Source organism: Variovorax sp. PMC12 (assembly GCF_003019815.1).
Classification (GTDB): domain Bacteria; phylum Pseudomonadota; class Gammaproteobacteria; order Burkholderiales; family Burkholderiaceae_C; genus Variovorax.
In genome coordinates this window covers 203,989-223,939 of the sequence record NZ_CP027774.1, presented here as the reverse complement: position 1 = coordinate 223,939, position 19,951 = coordinate 203,989, and the positions used below count along the sequence as shown (strand labels likewise).

The window sequence follows — 19,951 nt, the reverse complement described above, 5'->3', positions numbered from 1 at the left end:
TGTCGCCGCCGACGCTTTTTCTTATGCGGCGACAGCCGTGGCGTTGGCCAGCGCCGCACGGGCGATGCTCTGTGCGAACAAAGGCGTTTCGCGGCTGTTGTGGTCCCCGGAGGCCACCTGACGATCGTGCGATGCCTGCTCGAAGCTCACCCCGTGGCTTGCGATGAAATTCAGGAAGTCCTCCGTCGGGTGGGACACCACCGAGTTCGTGTACTCGGTGCGTCCGTCGCTCAGGCCCTTGGCGCTGAGCTCCCAGATGACCTGCACCCGCGTGCGGCCCGCCGGTGTGAAGACATCCGAGGTGGAGACCATGAGACAGCGGCGCTTTCCGACGACTTCACCCACGTAGTGCTGGATGACCAGACCGGTGCCGATCTGCTCCACATTGATGGACATCGGACGACCATCGTCGGTGCGGGTCGTGCCGCACGAGATGTGGTCCGGCGGCGCGCACCGCTGGTACTCGGCTTCGGCCAGGCCGAAGAGCCATTTGCCGATGTCGATCTGCTCGATGGGGACGTCGATGATGTGGCTGAAGGCCGATTGGGAGAGGACGAGGTCGCTGCGGATGATGTCGGTCATGAGAACTCCTTGAAAGGACATTGGATGGAGGCGAAAGTGCCAGCCGTTGTTGGAAACTGCGCGCGGCGCTGTTGCCGGGATCCAATGTCTCAAGCCCGTGTTGCGGCGGGATTCCAGCCGCGCCGTCGAGCGTTTCAGCTGTAATCGCCCGGGCAATCAACCACCGGGCAGCAGGAGGATCTTCCCGACGCTCTCGCCCGATTCCATGCGCCGATGGGCCTGTGCCGCCTCGCAGAGCGCATAGGTGCTGTCGATCACCGGACGGATCACGCCGCCCGCCAACGCATCGAGCCAACGCTGCGCGAAGCGCTGGACCATGGCCTGCTTGACCTCGGGCGGACGGGACTTCATCACCGTGCCGAAGATCTGCAGGTGGCGGTACAGCAGCACGTCCATCGGCAGCACGGCGCCCTCGGTGCCTCCGAGCAGGCCGACGACCACCAAACGCCCGCCCACTGCCAGCGAACGCACGTTGCGCTCCAGGTAAGAGGGGCCGACGAAGTCGATCACGACGTCCACGCCTTGGCCGTGCGTCTTGCGGGCCACCACGGACTGGAAGTCGTCGGTGCGGTAGTCGATCACCTCGTCGGCGCCGAAACGCTCGACGGCACCGCGCTTGTCGCCGCCCGCGGTGGCGAACACGCGCGCGCCGGCGGCGTGTGCAAGCTGTACCGCGGCGGACCCGACCCCGCCCGCCGCTGCATGGATCAGCACCGATTCGCCGGCTTGCAGGCGGGCCAGATGGAACAGCGCCTCGTGCGCCGTCACGAACACCTCGGCCACCGCGCCGGCCTCGCGCAGCGCGAGGCCGGGCGGGACGTGCATGGCCATGCGGTGATCGATGCGCGACAGTTCGGCATAGGCGCCCCCGCCCACGATGCCCATGACACGGTCCCCGATGGCGTAACCCTGCACCTGCGACCCCATGTCCACCACCGTTCCGGCGATTTCCAGGCCCATGATGTCCGAGTCACCGAAGTTGGCGCGCCCGTAGGCCCCTTTGCGATGCGACATGTCGGCGCGGTTGACGCCGATCGAGGCATTGGCCACCAGCAGGTCATGGGGCCGAACCTCCGGGCGGGCAACCTCGCGGGTCGTGAGCACTTCGGGTCCGCCGAACTCGTCGAAAACGATGGCTTGCATGGCTTGTTTCTCTTTCATTCCAGAACGATGTGAAGGCCCTTGACCGCTTCGGCCCAGACCTTGTCTTGCTGCGCAAGGAATTGCCGGAACTGCTGGGCGCTTCCCGTGTCGGGCTGCATTCCGAGTTGCTCCAGGCGCTGGCGCAACGCGGGATCGGCGAAGGCCTGCGCGGCGGCCTTGTTGAGCTTTTCCACGTTGGCGGGAGACAGTCCCCGGGGGCCGAAGAAACCGAACCAGCCCTGCACGCCGAAACCCGGATAGCCCGACTCGGCCACGGTGGGCACGTCGGGCAGCACGGAGACGCGGCTCGGGCCGGTGATCGCCAGGACCTTGATGCGCTTGTTCGCGTGGTACGTCATGGTGGTGGCCAGCGATGTCTCGAAGGACAGGTCGATATGGTTGGCGAGCAGGTCCTGCATCGCGGGCGCGGCACCCTTGTAGGGGACGTGGACCATGTCGACCCTGGTCGCCTTCGCCAGGATCTCGGCGCTCAGGTGCGGGATCGAACCCGGACCCACGCTCGCATAGGTGACCTTGCCGGGATTCGCCTTTGCGTACCTGACGAACTCGGCGAAGGTGTTGAACGGCGCGCCGGGCCCGGCGATGACGGCGCCCGGGGTGTTGACCAGGTTGGTGATCGGCGTGAAGTCGCGCGCCGGGTCGAACGGCAGCTTGCGGCTCAGGTGGGGACCGATCGACAGCGCGCTGACGGTCAGCACGCCCAGGGTGTAGCCGTCTGGCGCCGCCCTTGCCACGGCCTGCGTCCCGATGTTGCCTCCAGCGCCTGCGCGGTTGTCCACCACGACCGGTTGTCCGAGCGCCGTTGCCATGCGATGTGCAAGTTCACGCGCCACCACGTCGGTCACGCCGCCCGCCGGAAACGGGACGACCAGCGTGATCGGGCGGCTGGGGTAGGTGTCTTGCGCGAGAGCGTGGCCGCAGAGTGGTCCGAATGCAATGGCAAGCGCCACGATAGCGCTGGTGCGAATGCCTCGCGTGGTGAGCTTCATGGTGATGTCTCCTGTTTTTTCTGTGCCTGCGTATCAGACCTGGCTGATGAATTTCGTGTGGAGGTAGCTCTGGATGCCTTCGGCACCACCCTCCGAGCCATGGCCGCTGTCCTTGATGCCGCCGAACGGCAGCTCGCAAACAATCATCTGCGCGTGGTTGATGCCGATCATTCCGGCCTCCAGCTCGTCACCCACGCGCAGCGCGGTACGCGCCGACTCGGTGAATGCGTAGGCCGCCAGCCCGTACGGCAGCCGGTTCGCTTCGGCGAGGGCTTCGTCAATCGTGTCGAACGGGCGCACCACGGCCAGCGGACCGAAGGGCTCCTCGTGCATGACCTTGGCATGCGCCGGCACGTCGGTGAGGATGGTGGGCTGCCAGAACAGCCCGGGACGGTCGATGCGCTCGCCGCCGGCGCGCACCGTGGCGCCGCAAGCGCGGGCGTCGGCCACGAGCGCCGCGATGGCCTCGATGCGCCTTGCGTTCGACACCGGACCCACCTGCGTTTGTGGATCGAGGCCGTCGCCGAGCTTCAAGGCCTGCGTCTCGGCGACGAATCTGCTCAGGAACGGCTCGTACACCGTGCGCTGCACCAGGATGCGCGTGGGCGACAGGCAGATCTGCCCGGTGCCGCGGAACTTGTTGGCCGCCAGCAGCCGGGCCGCCGCGTCGATGTCCGCGTCGGCGAACACCAGCACCGGCGCATGCCCACCCAGTTCCAGCGTGATGGGCTTGAGCGCCTGGCCGGCCTGGGCGGCCAGCAAGCGTCCGACCGGCACCGAGCCGGTGAACGAGACCTTGCGGATCACGGGCGATTCGATGAGATGCCGCGAGATCAGCTCGGGCACGCCGAACACCACGTTGAGCACGCCCTTGGGCAGGCCCGCGTCGTCCAGCGCGCGCGCGATGGCCAGGGCCGTCGCGGGGCACTCCTCGCCCGGCTTGATGACGACCGAGCAGCCGGCGGCCAGCGCGGCCGCGATCTTGCGGCTGGGCGTGATGGCCGGAAAGTTCCAGGGTGCGAAGGCCGCGACCGGGCCGATCGGTTCCTTGTGCACGCGCTGGTGCACCTCGGGGCGCCGCGAGGGGACGGTGCGGCCGTAGACGCGGCGGCCCTCTTCGGCAAACCACTCGAAATAGTCCGCCGAACTCGCCAGCTCGTACCGAGCTTCATGCAAGGCCTTGCCCTGCTCCAGCGTCAGCTGCCGGGCGATGGGCTCGGCGCGTTCGCGCAACAGCGCGGCCGCGCGGCGCAGCACCTGGGCCCTGTCGTAGGCCGGCGTGCGGCGCCACAGCGCGAAGCCGCGATCCGCGGCCTCCAGGGCGCGATCCAGGTCGGCCTGGCGTGCATGCGGCACGTGGCCGATCACATCGCCCGTGGCCGGGTTGAACACCGCCGACGTGTCGCGGCCGGTGCCTTCGATCCACTCGCCGTCGATAAACAGAAACAACTCGTCGTAGGGCTCGGTCACGGGGTCTCCTTTGCTTTGCATGCTTAAATCGCTGAAGTGGGGGAATCGTAGGCAGGCACCTGCCAGCGAACAATCACCCGCCCCGCGAAACATCTTTGCAAGGAGCGCAAATGTGAGCCAGGCTCGAACCATGGAAAACCTGGAAGTCTTCGTCGACACGGTGCGTGCCGGCTCCTTCTCCGCCGTGGCGCGGCGCAGGGGTGTGGCCGTGTCGTCGGTGGCGCGGCAGATCGACGCGCTGGAACAGGAACTGAAGGCGTCGCTGTTCACGCGCTCCACACGGGCCATGCGCCCCACGGACGCGGGAGAGCTGCTCTTTCGTCGCGCCGTGCAGATCCTCAGCGACCTGGCCGATGCCCGCAGCGAGGTGAGCTCGGTCGAGGCCGCGGTCGAGGGCGTTCTGCGCGTGAGCTGCCTGCCCACCTTCGGGCGGCGCTATGTGGTTCCTTGCCTTGCCAGGCTGTTCGAGGCCCACCCGGGGTTGAGCGTGGAGCTCGACCTGACCGAGCGCATCGCCGACCCGACCACCGAACGGCTGGATCTGGCCATCCGCTTCGGCCATCTGCCCGACAGCGCGCTCGTGAGCACCAAGCTCGCCGACCAGACCTACGTGGTGTGCGCCGCGCCGGACTACCTGCGGCGCCACGGCCCGCTGCAGTCGCTCGACGCCCTGGGCACGCACCGGTTGATCGACAAGCGCCGCAGCCAGAGCCAGCTCGGCTGGCGCGAAGTGTTGGGTGACGACCTGCCGCAGCACGGCTGTTGCGTCTTCGAAGCGGACGACTACGACGCCCAACGACACGCGGCCGTCGATGGCGTCGGCATCGTCCGCCTGCCGGACTGGGTGGTCGGGCACGACATCGGCCGCGGGGCGCTGGTGGCGCTGCAACCGCAGGGCTTGCCGCCGGCCGAGGTGACCGGCATCCACCTGGTGCGGGCGCTGCCACGCCCCAGTGCCCGCTTGAAAGCCTTCGCCACGGCATTGACCGACTTCGTCGGCCGCCCGGCGAGCTGGCAGCGCGCGATGGCACAGGGCGCCTGAGGACGCAGGCCCTGCTTACTTCGCGCCGGGCAGGTCCGGCGTGCCGCCCTGCTGTGCGGGCTTGCGGTCCGGGTGGCGCGCTTCGCGCGATGCGACGCGCGTCTGGCCCGACTTGGCGGACTTGTCGCTGCCGATGCTGTCGTCCTCGGCCGTCTTGAGTTCGTCGCCGCCCACGGCCTTGACCTTGCCGGGCGTCCTCGCGTCCTTCTTCGCTTCGGCGCGCAGTTGCGGCTTGCTGTCGAGGATCGGCGAACGCGTGGACGATGCGTCGCCGCCGGCCTGGGCGTGGGCCAGGCCGGCCGTGGCTGCGAGTGCGAAGGCTGCGAGCGTGTAGAAAGCTTTCATCTGGAGACCTCTGTGTGCTTGTCGGTGAATGGATGTGTGATGCGCTGTTCGCTCACCACGCCGTGATTCTTCAAGCGCGCGGCTTCGCATTCATTTCAGGCCAGGGGTCGCGGATTACGTGTGTAACTCAGCCGGCCGGTACCGTGCCTTGCGGCCGCAGCGGCGGGACCGCGGTCTCGCGCATCACCGCTTCGGTCGAGCGATAGCGTTCGGCCATGGCGCGCTCGGTCGGCGTGCTGAGCTGTGCCTGCATGTAGGCGCCGAGTGCGCGCGCGTGGTGCACGATGAAGCTGCCCGCCTCCCGGCGGCTTCGTTCGTAGGCCTTCAACGCGTCGGCAATATCCACATGGCTGTCGAGTGCGCGCACCAGCATGGCCGCATCGCTGCCGGCCTTGGTGACGCCCATGCCGCAATGGGGCCGGGCGACGAATGCCGCATCGCCCAGGAGCGCGACGCGCCCGAAGGCCAGGCGCTCGCTTTCCAGGTCGAAAATGGGCTGGAAGAAGAGGTTGTCGGTTTTTTCGACGACCTCGGCGAACTGCGGTGCGAGCACGTCCTGGGCGGCCTGTCTTGCCGCGGCCAGGACCTCGGGGCGAATCAAGGGCGGCGGAATGCCGTCGGGCCACGTCTTGCCGGACGCGTCGGTCAGCATCTCGCGCAGCGTGGTGGCCTGGTCGGCGGGCCGGTACCAGACGAAGTTGTAGCGACGTTTGCCCGGCGCCACGCTGTTGCCGTGCCCCGCGACCGGGTAGGCGATCATCTGTTCGCGTGGCGGCAGGCCGAAGGCGAAGAACGGGAAGAGTTCCTCCAGCGTGCGGGGCGAGAGGCTGGCTTCTTCGACCAGGCCGCGCCACGCCACGTAGCCTGCGTACTGAGGCATCGCCTGCGGCAGCAGGACCTTGCGAACCGTGGAGCGCAGGCCGTCGGCGGCCACCAGCAGATCGCCGCGCTCGACCTTGCCGTCGGAGAACACGACGCGCACGCCCTGCGCATGCTGCTCGAACGACACCAGCTGCTTGTCGTTGTGGTAGCGCTCCGACGGAAAGGCCCGGCGCAGCACCTGGTAGAGGCGCCCCCAGGCAGTGAGCGTCTGCGGCAGCGGCCTGGAATCCTCGCGCGTGCCGTCGCGCGCAAGCGTGATCCGCTCGCGCACCTCGACGCCGATGCCGTCCGCGACGTCGACACCGGCCGCCGTCAGCACCTCCATGAGCTCCGGATGCGTCACGACGCCCGCACCGCGGCTCTCGAGATCGTCGGCCACGCGTTCGTACACATGCACATCCCAGCCGCTGCGCAGCAGCAGGTTGGCCGCGAACAGGCCGCCGAGCGATCCGCCGATGACCAGGGCCTTGCGAGCCGGTGCAGACGACGCGCTCATGCCGCAGCTCCGGGCGCAGTGCCCGCGGCGAGCGCCCGCGCCTCTTCCGCAGCGAAATTCAGTTCGATCGTCACGCCCGAGGGGTCTTCCACGAACACCTGGTGCAGCCCCAGGCTGGGAACGGTGCGTTCGCGAAACGCCAGGCCGGCGTCGCGCAGACGCTGGTGCACATCCGGCAGATCGCTGGCCAGGAATGCCAGGTGGTCGACAGCGGCACTGCCATGCAGCGATGCCTGCGCCTTGTCGCCGAGGTAGGCGATCAGGCCTTCGGGCGAACTGGCATCGATGCCGATGATGTGCACCACACCGAACTGCGCCTCGTCGCCCCCCTTGTAGAGCCACAGCCCCGGAAAGTCGAAGGGCGGGCGAAACCCTTCCTGCAGGCCGAGCACGTCGACATAGAAGCGGCGCGACGCGTCGAGATTTGTCGTGCGAACCGAATAGTGCGCGAGGGTCTGGATGGTCATTGTGTCCTTTGGGCAATGAAGACGAACGGGAAAAAAGAAGAGAACCGCGCGCCTCAGCCCGCGGAGATGAGCGCTGCCAGGCGTTCGGCCGTGAGCGGGAGGTCCCGGGCACGCAGGCCCAGCGCGTGGGCCACGGCATTGGCCACCGAAGCGGCTGCCGGGCCGGCGGCCGCTTCGCCCACGCCGAGGCTCGGTTCGTGTGGTCTGTCGATGACATGCACGGCGAATTCGGGGATCTCGTCGAAACCCAGGATCGGGTAGTGGTCCCAGTCGCAGGACGTGATGCCCGTGGCGTCCCACGTCACGCTTTCCTTGAGCGTCCAGCTCAGCGACTGGATGAGTCCGCCTTCGATCTGGTTGACGAGGCCGTCGGGGTTGATCGCCGCGCCCGCATCGACGGCGACCCAGGCCTTCTCGACCCGGATCTTTTCCTCGACGCTGACCTGCGTCACCACGGCGCAGTAGGCGGCGTGGTTCTTGTAGCGCCCCAGCGCGATGCCCAGGCCGCTGCCCGAGCCCGCCTCGGTGCGCTGCGACCATCCGGCCATGTCGGCCACTGCCTGCAGCACTTCCCTGGCGCGGGGATCGGACAGATGGCGCAGCCTGAAGGCGACGGGGTCTTCGTCGCGCAGCGCGGCCAGTTCGTCCATGAAGCACTCGATCGCGAACAGATTGGCGTAGGAGCCGAGCGAGCGCAGCGCGGAGACCCGCATGGGCGATTCCGCAATGAAGTGATGGTCGACCTGCTGGTGCGGCAGGTCGTAGATGGCGATCGCGTTGCGGTGGCCGCCGCCCATCGGCAGCGGCATGTCGCGCGGCACGGACGGGTGTTGTGGCGGCTCGAGCGCCCAGGCGCCCAGGAGGTTGACGCCTTCTCCCCAGCCGGGGCGGTTCATGTGGGTGTGGCTCCAGATGGCCATCTCCCAGCGCTCGATGCGCCCCGTGTCGTCCAGGCCCGCTTGCAGCCGCACCGCGCTCGCCGAGCCGAAAGGTGCTACGGACATCTCGTCTTCCCGCATCCACTGCACCCTCACCGGCAGGCCGGTGCGCGTAGCGATGAAGGCCGCGTCGAAGGCCACGTCGTCGGCGCCGTTGTGTCCATAGCAGCCCGCGCCCGGCGCATGGATGACTTCGACGGTGCCGGCGTCGCGCCCCAGCGCGCGGGCGATCTGGCCGCGCAGCGGAAAGACGCCCTGCGTGTGCGACCAGACGCGCAGCACGTCGCCGCGCGGGTCGGCCACCGCGCACGACGGGCCGATCGACGCATGGGCCAGATACGGCCGCGAATAGGTGGCGGTGTGGGTTGGGCGGGAGGCGGCAGGCGAACCCTCTTCATGCACCCGTTGCGCTTGGCTGGGCATGTGCTGCAGCAGCGACACGGTGTCCTCGCTGGCGTGCGGCAGCGGCACGTCGGTGAATTCGAGCAGCTTTCTGGCCTTGGGCAACGCACGGACCAGCGCGCCTTCATGGGGCCCCACCAGGGCCAGGAAATCGCCGCAGCGCACCACCTGCGCGACACCGTCGAGCGCCTGGAGCTGCGCCAACGGCAGCGACTTCAGGCGTTGGGCGGGATGCCGTCCGCGCAGCATGCGCGCATGCTGCATGCCCGGAATCACGAGGTCCTGCAGATAGGCCGCGCCGGTGAGCTTGGCGGCGAAATCCAGCCGCGGCAGCGACCGCCCGGCGTAGGGCGTCCCGGTGCGGCGATGAGCCGGCGGCGGCGCCAGGATGCCCACGTCCAGGCTGACGCCATCGCTGAGGGCCCAGTAGCTCGTCTGTCGGCCGCCGCCCGCATCGCGAAAGCATCCGGCTTCGGCATGGACCTGCGCGGGCGCGACGTGCCAGCGTCTTGCAGCCTCTGCGCGGAACAGGGCAAAGGCGTGCGCGCAGGCCCAGCGCACGGCGGCCCCGCCGTACTGCACCGACAGGCTGCCGGCCGTGTAGCCCTCGTCGGGCGACAGTTGGGTGTCGCCTGCCACCAGCGCGACCTGCGCCGGTGCCAGGCCCAGCGCGTCGCAGGCGATCTGGACCAGGGCCGTCGCGATGCCTTGGCCCAGTTCGACCTTGCCCGTGAACACGGTGAGCTGTTGTCCCGGCCCCACCCACACCCACTGGTTCAGCAGCGGGTGCGCCTGGATGGCGGGTGGCGGGGTCTCTCCGGGGCTCATGCCGAGGCCTCCGCACGCAGGCGGGCGGCCGCGGCCTCGATGGCCCGCAGGATCCGCGCATGCGCGCCGCAGCGGCAAAGATGGCGGTGCAGCGTGTCCTGCAGCTGCGCCGGCGTGGGCGAGGTGGTGCGGTGAAGCAGTGCCGTGACCGACATCATGATGCCGTTGATGCAGTAGCCGCACTGGGCCGCCTGCAATTCCAGGAATGCGTCGAGTACCACGGCGCCGACCGGGTCGCCGGCCAGCTGTTCGGGGGTCGAGAGCGAGCGTCCGGCCACGCCCCACATCGGCATGTCGCACGACTGCACGGCCCGCCCGTCCATCAACACCGTGCAGGCCCCGCAGTTGCCGGCGCCGCAGCCGAAGCGAACGCCCTTGCAGTCCAGGTCGTTGCGCAGCACGTAGAGGAGCAGGTCGTTGTCGCCGGCCTGCACGCGGTGGCTCACGCCGTTCACTTGGAGTTCGATGGAAGGGGTCATGGGTGGACTCGAGCGTTGGAAGGAGCGGGCATGCGTCAAGCCGCAGGCATCGCCGGCGGCTTGCGCAAGCCGGCCGCGCGCCGGTAGGGCGGCGGATAGAAGGGTTCGACACCCAGCGTCTCCGCCGCGCGCCATACCCAGCGCGGGTCGGCCAGGAAGGGGCGTGCCAGGGCGACCTGGTCGGCCTGGCCCTGCGCGATGATCGCGGCGGCCTGGGCGGGCTCGGCGATGCCGCCGACCGCCCGCGTGACGATCCCGGTGCGCTTGCGCACCTCGTGGGCCAGCCCCACCTGGAAGCCCGGGCCGAACGGAATGCGCGCGCCCGGCACCACGAAGCCGCTGGAGACGCACACGTAGCCGAAGCCGATGGCCTGCAGCGACTGCGCGAGGCGCACGGCATCGTCGATGCCGAGCCCGCCCGCATCCCAGTCTGTGCCGGTGATGCGCGCGCCGAGCACGCGGCCCGCCGGTGCAAGACTGCGCAGCCGCTGTGCGATGCGCAGCGCCAGGCGGTCACGACCCGCCTGATCGGCGCCCCGCGCGTCGCTGCGGCGGTTGGACAGCGGCGACTGGAACTGGTGCAGCAGGTAGCCGTGGGCACAGTGGAGCTCGATGACGTCGAAGCCCAGCCGCACGGCCCGCCGCGCGGCGTCGGCATAGGCCTCGACGAGGCGGTCGATGCCCGCCTCGTCGAGCGCCTGCGGCGTGTCCCATCCTTCGGCGAAGGGCACGGCGGACGGTGCGGCGCACTGCCACGGGAGCGCCTGCGAGGTCGTCGGCCGCAGCGGCCCGCCGCCTTCCCACGGCGCATGGGCCGACCCCTTGCGGCCCGCATGCCCGAGCTGAATGCCGAAGCGCGTGCCCGGCGCCGACACGGCGCGTGCCGCATCCAGCACCCGGCCCAACGCCGCTTCCGCCTCGTCGCTGTACAGGCCGAGGCAGCCGTGGGTGATGCGCCCGCGCGCTTCGACCGCCGTGGCTTCGACCATGACCAGGCCGGCGCCCGACATGGCGAGCTGCATCAGGTGCTGCAGATGCCAGGTGTTCGCCATGCCGTCGATGGCCGAGTACTGGCACATCGGCGAGACGACGATGCGGTTGGGGAAATGCACATCGCCGATGCGCAGCGCTTCGAACAGAGGGGACATGGGGGTGTGCTCCGCGGGGTGCTCAACGCACTGGCGTGATGTTCAGCAGCTTCACCGCATTCAGCCCCTCGATGCGGGCGACCTCGTCGGCACTCAGGTCCTTCACCTGCGCGATGAGTTCGCGCGGATGCTCCTCGCCCATGTCGTAGGGGTAGTCGGTGCCCATGAGGACGCGGTCGGCGCCGAAGGTGTCGACCAGGTGCCGCAGCATCTCGGGGTCGAAGACCATCGTGTCGACGTAGAAGGTCTTGAGGTAGCTCGACGGCGCCCGGTCGATCACGGTGCGGCAGTCGGGGCGCGCGCGCCATGCGTGGTCCATGCGCGCCCAGTAGTGCGCCACGTAGCCGCCGCCGTGCGCCGCGATGAACTTGATGTTCGGATAGCGGGCCACCACCCCGTCGAAGATCAGATGGCTCACGGCCACCGTGGTGTCCAGTGGGTTGCCGATGACGTTGTTGAAGTAGTGGTTGGTCAGCCGCGCACCGTCGGAGTACCCGACAGGGTGCAGGAACAGCACGGCGCCGAGCTGGTCGGCGCGCGCGAAGAAGGGTTCCAGGCCGAGCGACGCGTCCGTGAGGTTGCGTCCGTTCACGTTGGTGTTGATCTCGATGCCGCGCAGGCCGAGGGTGCCGACGGCGTGGTCCAGCTCCTGGATCGCGAGCTCGGCATTCTGCAGGGGCACCGAACCGAGGCCGACGAAGCGCTCGGGCGTGGCGGCCACCAGCGCGGCGATGCCCTCGTTCACCTGGCGGGCCAGTTTGGCGCCGCGCTCGGGCGGCGCAAAGTAGAAGTAGTGGAACGGTGCCGGGCTGACCGCCTGGATGTCGATGCCCATGCGGTCCATGTCTTCGAGCCGCTGGTCGATGCCCGTGAGCTTGGGGGCGCGGTCGCGCATCTGTGCGACGTTCGTCTGCCGCGTCAGCTCGTTGGCGTAGATCACGCTGGGGTCGTGCGCGCCGACGTCGAGGTCTGCGCTGGCCTTCACCACGTCGGGGTTGAGGTAGTGGCAATGGACATCGACCACCGGGTTGCGCTGGCCGCGCGCGGGCGTGGAGGCACTGGCCGCGCGCGGCGCGGAGAGCGCCGACGCGCGACGCCTCGGCGCGTTGGTGGCACCGTGCGCATGGGTCGGGTCGGTGCAATGGGGCGAACAGGTGTAGAGCATGGGGTGTTCCGTGGATAGCGAAGAAAGAGGTGTGAGAAATTCAGAACACGCCGAGGTGGCGCGTGGCCAGCGTCGGCTCGGCCCGCACCGCCTCGGCCGTGCCGGCGTGCACGACTCGGCCGGTGTTGAGCACGACCACGTCGTCGGCGACGTCGAGCGCCAGGTGGAAGTTCTGCTCCACCAGCACGATCGAGAGCCGGTCGGCTTTCAGCGTCTTGATGGCCTGCGCCACCTCCGCGACGATCATGGGCGCCAGCCCTTCGGAGGGCTCGTCGAGCAGGAGCACGCGGGGGTTGCCCATCAGCGCGCGGCCGATCGCGAGCATCTGCTGCTCGCCGCCCGACAGGGTGCCCGCCCGCTGGCGCGAGCGCTCCCGCAGGCGGGCGAAGGTGGCGTATACACGCTCGAGCGTCCAGGCCTGCGCGCACGGCGTGGCGCGCGGGGCGGCCTGTTGCGCAACCTGCAGGTTCTCGAGCACCGTGAGGCTCGGAAAGATCCGCCGCCCCTGGGGCACCAGCCGCATGCCGGCGCGCGCGATGCCTTCGGGCGACATGCGCTCCACGGCCATGCCGCCGAGCCGGATGGTCCCGGCCCGCGGCGACAGCAGCCCCGCGAAGGCGTTCAGCGACGTGCTCTTGCCGGCGCCGTTGCGCCCCAGCAGCGCCAGCACCCGGCCTTCGCCCAGCGACAGGGACAGCCCGTGCACCACCTGGCTCTGCCCGTAGCACACGTCGAGCTTGTTCACGTGCAATGCTTCAGTGACCAAGATAGATCTCCTTGGTTCTCGGATGGTTCACGACCGTCTGGCGGTCCCCTTCGACGATCACCTGCCCGTAGTGCAGCACGGTGATCTGTTCGGCGAACTCGAGCGCGACATCCATGTCGTGCTCGATCATCAGGATGGCGGTCTCGCGCGACACCTTCGCGATGAGCCGTTGCACCACGGTGCGCTCGTCCTGCGAAAGGCCCGCCAGCGGCTCGTCGAGCAGCAGCAGGCGCGGGCGCTGCGCCAGGCCCAGGGCGAGCTCGACCCGGCGCTGCTCGCCGTACGACACGTCGCATGCCCGCTGCAGCGCCTTGGCCCCGAGGCCCACGCCTTCGAGCAGTTCGACCGCGTGGTCGTGCAGGTCGGTGCGCTTCGACAGGTCGACGGCCGCGTTGTGCCGCAGTGCCATCGGTGCCAGCAAGCCCAGCACCACGTTGTGCGCGAGCGTGTCCCTGGGAAACAGCGTGATGATCTGGTAGGTGCGCGACAGCCCGCAACGCGCGCGCGCCGGCACCGGCAGGCGTGTCACGTCGGTGCCGAAGATGCGGATCGAGCCCGCGTCGGGCCGGATCTCGCCGGCGATCAACCCGAACAGCGTGGTCTTGCCCGCGCCGTTGGGTCCGATGATCAGCCGCCGCTCGCCCGGCTGCATGGTCAGCGAGACGTTCTGGGTCACGGCAATGCCGCCGAAGGACTTCTTCAGTCCCCGGACTTCGAGCGCGGCGGTCATGCGCGGTCTCCCTTGGCTCGGGCAAACAGCGCGCGCACCCCGGGCACGATGCCGTGCGGCATCACCAGCACGATGAAGACGAACACCGCGCCCAGCAGCATGTTCCAGCGCTCGACATAGCCCGAGGCATAGTTCTTCAGCAGCACGACCAGCAGCGCCCCGATGGCCGGTCCGGCCAGCGTGCCCGCGCCGCCCGCGATCACGCTGAGCAGCACCTCCGCCGAGGCGGTGACCGACAGCACGCTGGGATGCACGTACTTGTGGAAGTAGACGTACAGCAGGCCGGCCACCGCGCCCAGGAAGCTGGCCCCCACGAAGGCGCACCAGCGGATCGCCCAGACGTTGTATCCGAGCGAGCTCATGCGCCGCGCCTGGTCCCGCGTGCCGCGCAGCGACGCGCCGAAGGGAGAGTCGACCAGGCGTGCGACCACCACCAGCACCAGGGCCGTGATCAGGAGAACGAACCAGTAGTAGGCGTTGCTGTTCTCCATGTCGATGCCCAACGGCATGGGGCGCGTGAGGCCGGACAGTCCGTTGTCGCCGTTGGTGACGGCGGTCCACCGGTAGGCCACGCCCCAGACGACCTGCGACAGCGCCAGGGTCAGCATCAGGAAACTCAGGCCCGAGGCGCGCAGCGCGATCCAGCCGAACACGCCGCCGATGGCGGTGGTGGCCAGCAGCGTGAGCGGTGCCGCCATGGCATGCCCGAGGCCGAGGTGCAGCGCCAGCCAGCCGGCGATGTACGCCGACAGGCCGAGGTAGGCCGCATGACCCAGCGAGGTGAGGCCGGCATAGCCGACCAGCAGGTTGAGGCTGGTGGCGAAGATCACGGCGATCAGGATCTGGCTGCCGAGGTTGACGTAGTACTCGCCGAGCACCGCCGGCAGCAGCGCCAGCAGTGCCAGCAGCAGGAGACATGCAAGCTTCTTCATGCGCGTGCACTCCCCAGCAGGCCGGCAGGGCGGAAGGCCAGCACGACGATCATCGGCAGGAAGAGGATCACATACGCCAGGTCGGGAACCAGCGCGGTGCCGAAGGTGTAGATGAACCCGATGATGAAGCTCGCGATGAAGGTGCCCACGAGGCTGCCGACGCCGCCCAGGATGACGACGATCAACGCCAGCGGCAGCATGTCCGCGTCCAGGCCCGGATAGGCCGAGAGCATTGGTCCGCCCACGGCCCCGCCCAGTCCGGCAAGCGCCGCGCCGAGGCAGAACACGCTCGTGAAGAGCGCCGAGGCCCGGATGCCCACGGCGCGCGCCATCGGCATGTCGTCGACGCCGGCGCGGATGCGCGCGCCCAGCCGGGTGCGCTCGAGCAGCAGGAACAGCACGGCCGCCGCAATGACCGCGACGACGATGACCGCCAGCCGGTAGCTCGGAAAGCTGAAGCCGAGGACACTGGCGGGCCCTGCCAGCAGGGAGGGCGGCGCGACCGGTATCGGGTCGCCGCCCCACAGCACCAGGCACAGGTCCGCCGCGATGAACGACAGCCCCAGCGTGGCAAGCACCTGCGCCTGCGAATTGCCGGTCAGGCGGCGCAGCACCAGCCGCTCGATGAGGCCGCCGATGGCCGCGGTGGCGAGCGCCGCGGCCACCACCGCGGCGGCGAACCCCCAGCCTGCGCGCGCCACCTGGGCCGCGACGTAGGCGCCCATCATGAACAGTGCGCCGTGGGTGAGATTGGCGATGCGCATCAATCCGAAGATGAGCGCGAAGCCCGACGAGAGCAACAGCAGCAGGCCGCCGAGGGCGAGGCTGTTGAGTGTTTGGGTCAACCAGAATTGCATGGTTCTGCCGGTACGCTGGGTGCTTCGGCGCGTTCAGCCGACCAGATTGCGCGCAGGCGGCCAGTCGCGCGAATAGACCGGTTCGGCCAGGAACTTCTTCGGGTCGTAGGTCCAGAACTGGCTCACGTTGTCGTAGGTATCGACGATGCTGTTGACCAGCCGGCCTTCCTTGCGCTCGACCTTTCGCACATAGACGTTGCCCACCACGTTGCCGTAGCTGTCGAACTTCACCGGGCCGCGTGCCGTCATCGCCTGGGTCTGCTGCAGCGACGCGCGCAGCTGCTCCTTGTCGAAGGCCTTGCCCTTCATGGGCGCCAGTGCCGCATCGAGCACCGAGGCGCTGACGTGTGTGCAGGCCGCATAGAAACCGGGGTCGTAGCTGTAGGCCTTGCGGAAGGACGCGACGAACGCAGCGTTGACCGGGTTGGCGAGTTCGGCCGAGTACCAGTTCACCGTGACGATGCCCAGGGCCTCGTCGCCCATGTTGCGAAGCACGGCCTCGTCGAGTGCGGTCATGCCGCCGACCAGCGCAAGCTTGCCCCGCAGGCCGTACTCGTTGAACTGCCGGATGAAGCGAAACCCGTTGGAGCCGGCGAAGCCGAGGAACACCGCGTCGGCCTCGCGGCTGAGCTGCGCGAGGAAGGTGCCGTAGTCGGGCGCGGTCAGGGGCGGGAAGAGCTTCTGCACGACCTTGCCGCCCGCCTCCTCGAAGACCCGCTGAAAACCCGCGGTCATCTCGTGTCCGTACGCGATGTCGTCCGCCACGAGCACCATGCGCTTGTACTTGAGCTTCTTCGCGCAGTAGTCGGCCAGCGGATGGGCGCATTGCGCCGACGTCGAGCTTGCACGAAACAGCCAGGGGCTGGCCTTGCGCTGCGTCATGTCTTCGGCCGCGGCCACCGGGAACACCGGGATCTTGCGGGCGCGCATGTAGTCGTCGGTGGCCAGCGCCTCGAACGCGGCCAGCGGGCCCATCAACACCTGCGCGCGTTCGCGCTCGACGAGTTCCTGTGTCTTGGTGCGTGCCGTCGACGGCACGCCGCCGGTGTCGGCGACGATCAGCTCGACCTTGCGCCCGCCCAGCATCTGCCCGTTGGCGGCGAGGTAGGCCTGCAGCCCGCGCTCCATGTCGAGGCCGCCCGAGGCGAACGGGCCGGTCTTGGCCGTCAGCAGCCCCAGGCGCAAGGGTTCGGCTGCGCCCTGGGCGCGCGCCAGCACGGGCAGGCCGAGCGTGGCGCCGGCAGTGGCGGCGGTGGCGATGAAGCGCCTGCGGTCGATGGTCATGGTGTCTCCGATCTGTGGGGGTGGAACTCGTCCGGTGTCGATCGTCAGCGTCTTGTTAATGATCGATTGATCAATAGTATTCGCTGGAAAGCGCCGCGGCAAGACCGAATCGAGGCGGGAGAGGACGGGTTTTCCCGGATCGGCGGTGCGTGGTCCGCGCTTCCTTGGTGATCGGTCGATAGCTTGCGCCGCGTGGCTGTGCCTAGGGAGCGGAGGCTCAGCGCGCACGGATGTGCCCGGATTCGGAGGGCGCTCTGATCAGACCTGGAAAGTCCGACATGCAGAGAAATATTGTCCTTTTCGGACGTCAAGGTGACATTGATCATTTGATCAACGCCGCGCTTCGGACAGGACCGGCGGACCTCGAATGCGAGCCTCGCTCGCCAACTTCCCGACGTTATTGGCTTACGAAATGACTGCTACTCTTTCCGCGTCCGTCCAGCGAAAGGTGATCCGGCGCATCGTCCCGATCCTGATGCTGATGTACACCATGGCCTACCTGGACCGCATCAACATCGGCACGGCCGCCCTGCGCATGAATGCGGAGCTGGGCATCTCCCAGCAGGTCTTCGGCCTGGCCGCCGGCCTGTTCTTCATCGGCTACCTGCTGCTGGAGATTCCCAGCAACATCATCCTGCACAGGATCGGCGCGCGCGTCTGGCTCACGCGGATCATGGTCACCTGGGGGCTGATCTCGGCCTGCACCGCCTTCGTGCAGAACGGCTGGCAACTCGTCGCGGTGCGCATGCTCCTGGGCTTCGCGGAGGCGGGACTTTTCCCGGGGCTGATCTATTGCCTGGCACTGTGGTTTCCGCCGAGCATGCGCGGGCGCATGCTCGTGATCCTGGTCCTGCCCTGGGCGGTGATCGTCGGCACGCCGATGTCGGCGGCCATCGTGCAGTACGCTGACGGCCTCATGGGCTTCTCGGGCTGGCGGATCATGCTGTTCGTCGAGGGTCTGCTGCCCGTGCTGCTGGGCTTTTACTCCGCCCGCTACCTGACCTCCAGGCCCGAAGATGCGGACTGGCTCACGGACGCGGAAAAGCGCGAGGTCATCGCGGCCAGGGAGTCCGATGGCGTCGCCGTGTCTGCGCATGCCGACAAGCCCTTGCGCGCAACGCTGCTGCAACCGCACCTCGTCCTGCTGTCGCTCGCCTATGCGACGGCGCAGATGGGCTTCTACGCAAGCCTGATCTTCACGCCGCAGATCGTGCAGGAATTCGGGCGCCTCTTCGGCACCACGCTGTCGACCGTGCAGGTCGGCTTGCTGTCCGCCATACCGAGCATCATCGGGATGACGCTGTACTGGTTCTGGGTCGCGCACTCCGACAAGACGAACGAACGCGTCTGGCACGCGATTGCCTCTTTCGTCACGGCCGCGGTGGGCATTGCCGTCCTTGTGAGCGTGCGCAATCTCTACGCGTCGATCCTCGGCCTGTCGCTGCTGACGGCCGGCCTGGTCAGCGGCCCGATCTGCATCTGGCAGCTGACCGCGATCGGTGTCAGGGGCAAGACGGCGGCCGTCGTCTTCGCCTACGTCAACTCCTTCGGCATCGTCGGCTCCATGTTCAGCCCCTACTTCATCGGCTACCTCAAGGACCGCACGGGTTCCTACGACGCGGGGCTGCTGTTCCTCGCCATCGCGGCACTGCTGGGCGCCGCGCTGGTCTTTGTCGCGAGTCGCGGGATGCGGCGCGCGGGGTTGCTGGGCGCCAGCGACCGGCGCGCCGCCGTGCGCATCGAGCGGGCCTGACATGCGAGCCCTCAGCGCGCCATGCGCAGGACGAGGGCCGCGAGTGCGGAGGCCGTGGCCAGGGCCGTGACCGCCATCCACCCGAAATGCGCGAACAGCACCGCCGCCAGCGCGGATCCGATGGCCATGCCGATGAACATGCCGGTGAACAGCACCGCGTTGAGCCGGCTCCGTGCGCCGGGATCGATGCCGTAGACGATCGACTGGTGGGCGATCAACACGGCCTGGATGCCGAGGTCGAAGCCGACGGTGCTCGCGACGAGCACCCAGAGCTGCGCACCCGGCGCCATGAACAACGACAGTCCCATGACCGCGAACGACCCGACGACCAGCGCTGCGCCCAGCCGGGTGACGAGTGCCGGACCGCGGCGGTCCGCGACGCGCCCTGCCACCGGTGCGATCAGCGCGCCGGCGGCACCCGCCAGGCCGAAAGCGCCCGCTGCTGCGGCGCCGAGGTTGAAGGGCGCCGCGTGCAGCATGACTGCCAAGGTCGACCAGAAGGCGCTGAACCCGACGGACAGCAGGCCTTGCGACCAGGTCGCACGACGCAGTTCGGCATGCCGGTGCCACAGCGCGCCGAGCGAGCGCAGCAGGGCGAGGTACGACAGGTGCGTGGTCGCCTTGAAGCGCGGAAGCCGGTTCCAGGCGACCAGGCCGACCACGGCGATGCTCACGCCGGCCACCGCGAACATCGCGCGCCATCCCCAGTGCTCGGCGACGAACCCGCTGACCACGCGCGAGAGCAGGATGCCGGACAGCAGCCCTGTCATGACCGTGCCGACGACCTTGCCGCGATGCGTTTCCGGCGCGAGCGTGGCCGCTGCCGGCACGATGTCCTGCGCCATCGTGGCGGCCAGGCCGATCACCAGGCTGGCGACGAAGAGCGTGGAGATGGAAGGCGAGAGCGCGGCCATGAACAGCGCGGCGCAGAGCACGGCGGCCTTGATCAGGATGATGGTGCGCCTGTCGCGGCGGTCGCCCAGCGGCGCCAGCAGCAGGATGCCCATCGCGTAGCCGAACTGGGTGAGCGTCGGCAGCAGGCCCACGGCCTGCGTCGAGGCGCCGATGTCCGCGCCCAGCACGCCCAGCATGGGTTGGCTGTAGTAGAGCGACGCCACCGACAGGCCGGCGCCGGCCGCCAGCATCCAGGTGAGCGAGGGCGCGAGTCCTGCCGGTTCGGCCGGCCGGACCCCCGGAGCGGCCGATGCATGCACATCTTGAATATGGGACAT

Annotated in this window: 19 protein-coding genes; 2 read left to right on the top strand and 17 right to left on the bottom strand. The window is 68.8% G+C overall.

Annotated features, from left to right (window positions below):
- Positions 1–21 precede the first annotated feature (21 nt).
- From C4F17_RS28530 to C4F17_RS28515, 4 genes are all read right to left on the bottom strand, one after another.
- Positions 22–582 carry a hypothetical protein gene (locus C4F17_RS28530; RefSeq protein ID WP_106937865.1) on the bottom strand — a complete coding sequence of 187 codons (561 nt, stop codon included), beginning with the start codon at positions 580–582 and terminating at the stop codon, positions 22–24.
- Between the two features lie 156 nt (positions 583–738).
- Complete coding sequence (locus tag C4F17_RS28525) at positions 739–1,725, bottom strand: NAD(P)H-quinone oxidoreductase (RefSeq protein ID WP_106938489.1); 987 nt, start codon at positions 1,723–1,725, stop codon at positions 739–741.
- Positions 1,726–1,739: 14 nt separating this feature from the next.
- Entirely contained in the window at positions 1,740–2,735 is a 996-nt protein-coding gene (locus tag C4F17_RS28520; protein ID WP_081270955.1) for a Bug family tripartite tricarboxylate transporter substrate binding protein, read from the bottom strand.
- Between the two features lie 33 nt (positions 2,736–2,768).
- Positions 2,769–4,226 carry an NAD-dependent succinate-semialdehyde dehydrogenase gene (locus tag C4F17_RS28515; RefSeq protein WP_106937864.1) on the bottom strand — a complete coding sequence of 486 codons (1,458 nt, stop codon included), beginning with the start codon at positions 4,224–4,226 and terminating at the stop codon, positions 2,769–2,771.
- A 91-nt stretch (positions 4,227–4,317) separates the two neighbouring features.
- On the opposite strand from C4F17_RS28515, the gene C4F17_RS28510 reads away from it, so the two are divergent.
- A complete protein-coding gene (locus C4F17_RS28510; protein WP_106937863.1) occupies positions 4,318–5,247 on the top strand; it encodes a LysR family transcriptional regulator in 930 nt (309 codons plus the stop codon).
- A 15-nt stretch (positions 5,248–5,262) separates the two neighbouring features.
- Here the strand turns inward: C4F17_RS28510 and C4F17_RS28505 are convergent, their stop codons facing one another.
- The 12 genes from C4F17_RS28505 to C4F17_RS28450 form a co-directional block, all read right to left on the bottom strand.
- Positions 5,263–5,592 (bottom strand): cell envelope biogenesis protein TolA, encoded by a 330-nt coding sequence (locus C4F17_RS28505; RefSeq protein ID WP_106937862.1) that lies wholly within the window; start codon positions 5,590–5,592, stop codon positions 5,263–5,265.
- Between the two features lie 127 nt (positions 5,593–5,719).
- The gene (locus tag C4F17_RS28500; protein ID WP_106937861.1) at positions 5,720–6,970 is read right to left on the bottom strand and encodes an FAD binding domain-containing protein; all 1,251 of its coding nucleotides are present in this window, start codon (positions 6,968–6,970) and stop codon (positions 5,720–5,722) included.
- The gene (locus tag C4F17_RS28495; protein ID WP_081270950.1) at positions 6,967–7,437 is read right to left on the bottom strand and encodes a VOC family protein; all 471 of its coding nucleotides are present in this window, start codon (positions 7,435–7,437) and stop codon (positions 6,967–6,969) included. The genes C4F17_RS28500 and C4F17_RS28495 overlap by 4 nt, the downstream gene beginning before the upstream one ends.
- A 53-nt stretch (positions 7,438–7,490) precedes the next feature.
- On the bottom strand, positions 7,491–9,605 hold the full coding sequence (locus C4F17_RS28490) for a xanthine dehydrogenase family protein molybdopterin-binding subunit (RefSeq protein WP_106937860.1): 2,115 nt from the start codon (positions 9,603–9,605) through the stop codon (positions 7,491–7,493).
- On the bottom strand, positions 9,602–10,084 hold the full coding sequence (locus tag C4F17_RS28485; protein WP_106937859.1) for a (2Fe-2S)-binding protein: 483 nt from the start codon (positions 10,082–10,084) through the stop codon (positions 9,602–9,604). The genes C4F17_RS28490 and C4F17_RS28485 overlap by 4 nt, the downstream gene beginning before the upstream one ends.
- Before the next feature lie 35 nt (positions 10,085–10,119).
- Positions 10,120–11,232, bottom strand: coding sequence for an NADH:flavin oxidoreductase/NADH oxidase (locus tag C4F17_RS28480; protein WP_106937858.1), 1,113 nt, complete (start codon positions 11,230–11,232; stop codon positions 10,120–10,122).
- A gap of 22 nt (positions 11,233–11,254) precedes the next feature.
- On the bottom strand, positions 11,255–12,397 hold the full coding sequence (locus C4F17_RS28475) for an amidohydrolase family protein (RefSeq protein WP_081270946.1): 1,143 nt from the start codon (positions 12,395–12,397) through the stop codon (positions 11,255–11,257).
- A 40-nt stretch (positions 12,398–12,437) separates the two neighbouring features.
- On the bottom strand, positions 12,438–13,163 hold the full coding sequence (locus C4F17_RS28470) for an ABC transporter ATP-binding protein (protein ID WP_199852018.1): 726 nt from the start codon (positions 13,161–13,163) through the stop codon (positions 12,438–12,440).
- A complete protein-coding gene (locus tag C4F17_RS28465; protein ID WP_106937856.1) occupies positions 13,153–13,893 on the bottom strand; it encodes an ABC transporter ATP-binding protein in 741 nt (246 codons plus the stop codon). The genes C4F17_RS28470 and C4F17_RS28465 overlap by 11 nt, the downstream gene beginning before the upstream one ends.
- The gene (locus tag C4F17_RS28460; RefSeq protein ID WP_106937855.1) at positions 13,890–14,825 is read right to left on the bottom strand and encodes a branched-chain amino acid ABC transporter permease; all 936 of its coding nucleotides are present in this window, start codon (positions 14,823–14,825) and stop codon (positions 13,890–13,892) included. The genes C4F17_RS28465 and C4F17_RS28460 overlap by 4 nt, the downstream gene beginning before the upstream one ends.
- Positions 14,822–15,682: a branched-chain amino acid ABC transporter permease gene (locus C4F17_RS28455; protein ID WP_081270942.1), complete on the bottom strand. Its 861-nt coding sequence runs from the start codon at positions 15,680–15,682 to the stop codon at positions 14,822–14,824. Before C4F17_RS28455 ends, C4F17_RS28460 begins: the two co-directional genes overlap by 4 nt.
- A gap of 33 nt (positions 15,683–15,715) precedes the next feature.
- Positions 15,716–16,966: an ABC transporter substrate-binding protein gene (locus C4F17_RS28450; RefSeq protein WP_106937854.1), complete on the bottom strand. Its 1,251-nt coding sequence runs from the start codon at positions 16,964–16,966 to the stop codon at positions 15,716–15,718.
- Between the two features lie 412 nt (positions 16,967–17,378).
- On the opposite strand from C4F17_RS28450, the gene C4F17_RS28445 reads away from it, so the two are divergent.
- On the top strand, positions 17,379–18,719 hold the full coding sequence (locus tag C4F17_RS28445; RefSeq protein WP_159053764.1) for an MFS transporter: 1,341 nt from the start codon (positions 17,379–17,381) through the stop codon (positions 18,717–18,719).
- An 11-nt stretch (positions 18,720–18,730) separates the two neighbouring features.
- On the opposite strand, the gene C4F17_RS28440 is transcribed toward C4F17_RS28445, so the two are convergent.
- Positions 18,731–19,951, bottom strand: coding sequence for an MFS transporter (locus C4F17_RS28440; protein WP_081270939.1), 1,221 nt, complete (start codon positions 19,949–19,951; stop codon positions 18,731–18,733).